The following is a 1,548-nucleotide window of genomic DNA, read 5'->3' as shown; positions in this document are numbered from 1 at the left end:
CGCGGGGCCGCGCGCCGCGGGGCCGCGCGCCGCGGGGCCGCGCGCCGCCCCTCCCGTCGATCAAGGGCAAATGCACGTGCTTTGATCTCTTTTCCACGTGCGTTTGCCCTTGATCGACGCGATCTTCCTTGATCGACGCCGGCCTCTTCTACGGCGTCGGCGCCGCCTGGAAGACGATCGCTGTGGTGAAGGTGGCGCCGTCGACCTGATAGCCATAGCAGCCGGGCCCGCTCACCGTCGTGGTCGCCGGTAGGTCGGCGTCCGGTGCCGGGATCTCGGCGAAGAAGCCGTCCGGGCGCCGCTCGCCCGTGTACAAGAACCTGACGCTCGCACTGCCCGCGCCGTCCAACCGCGCCGCACGGACGAGCACCGGTCCGGCGTACGCGCCGCCGATCCACCGCACCTTCTTCTCGTACCCGCCACCGGGCAGCCGGTCATCGGGGCGCAGCCGCAGAATCGTTCCCGCGGCGAAGTAGTCCGCGACCGGATGCAGCGGCCCGTCGCCCAGCACCGCGTGCGCGACCCCCGCACCAGACCACGGCCGGGCCGGTGAGACCGGGCACGGCGCGCCGGGAGCCACAGTGGACAGCCGAAGCGGCCGGGCGGCGAGGTCGCCGCTCGCGCTTGGAGTCGGCGCCTGCACGGCCCTGTCGGGCGAGGGCGCCGCGCACGCCGCCAGCGCGAACACCAGCAGGGCGAGGCACCGCGACCGCATCGTTCCAGGATGCAAGCATTCTCCTTTCGCGTACGGTTGCGAGGTGACCGACGTGACCGACGCCTACCTGGACGCCGCGGCGTCCGCCGCCACCCTTCTGGCCGAACCGGCGGTGGCGGCTGCCTGGGACAAGCCGAGCGCGCTGGCGAAGTTCTCCGTCGGCGGCCTCGCGGGCCACCTGGCGTTCCAGATACTCAATGTCGAACCGGTCCTCACCGGCTCACCGCCCAACGAGCCGCCGATCGCGCTCTTGGACCACTACGCGTCCGTCCGATGGGTCCATGTCGACCTCGACGACGAGATCAACGTAAGCATCCGCCGCAGCGGCGAGGAGCGAGCCGCGGGCGGCCCCGACGAGTTGGCGGCCACGGTCGCTGCCAGCGTCGCCCGCCTCCGCACGCTCCTCGCGGCAACGCCCGGCGACCGTGCCGTGCACCTGCCGTGGACCGGGTGGGCGCTCACCATCGACGACTTCCTCACCACCCGGATGCTCGAGATCACCGTCCACTCCGACGACCTGGCGGTCAGCGTGGGGATTGGCGCGCCGGAGTTGCCTTCCCGCGTCCTGGACCCGGTGCTCGCGCTGCTCACCCGGCTGGCGGTACGCCGGCATGGCCAGACGGCGGTGGTCCGTGCGCTCAGCCGCGCGGAACGCGCCCCCGCGACCATCGCCGCGATCTGACCGCCCGTGGACGCGGCCTGCGGGTCGCGACGGACGGCGCGGGCCGCCGCGGTCCGCGCTCGACTTCGGCGATCAAGGGCGTTCGCATCGATCAAGAAACCCTGGCCCTTCGGGCCACCCGCAGGTGGGTGAAACTCGTGGTGGCGTCGCT

General features: G+C 72.6%; 2 protein-coding genes. One reads left to right on the top strand and one right to left on the bottom strand.

Features of this window, described 5'->3' with window-relative positions; genetic code table 11:
• Nucleotides 1-148 precede the first annotated feature (148 nt).
• Nucleotides 149-715, bottom strand: a complete 567-nt coding sequence (locus tag V6V89_RS41330; RefSeq protein WP_334625206.1) for a hypothetical protein — start codon at nt 713-715, stop codon at nt 149-151.
• A gap of 43 nt (nt 716-758) precedes the next feature.
• On the opposite strand from V6V89_RS41330, the gene V6V89_RS41325 reads away from it, so the two are divergent.
• Nucleotides 759-1,397, top strand: coding sequence for a maleylpyruvate isomerase N-terminal domain-containing protein (locus V6V89_RS41325; protein WP_334625205.1), 639 nt, complete (start codon nt 759-761; stop codon nt 1,395-1,397).
• Nucleotides 1,398-1,548: the final 151 nt, after the last annotated feature.

This window comes from Micromonospora sp. CPCC 206061, assembly GCF_036906915.1.
Lineage (GTDB): Bacteria > Actinomycetota > Actinomycetes > Mycobacteriales > Micromonosporaceae > Phytohabitans.
Note: the sequence above shows the minus strand (reverse complement) of the source record. Positions and strands in the feature narration are given on the sequence as shown.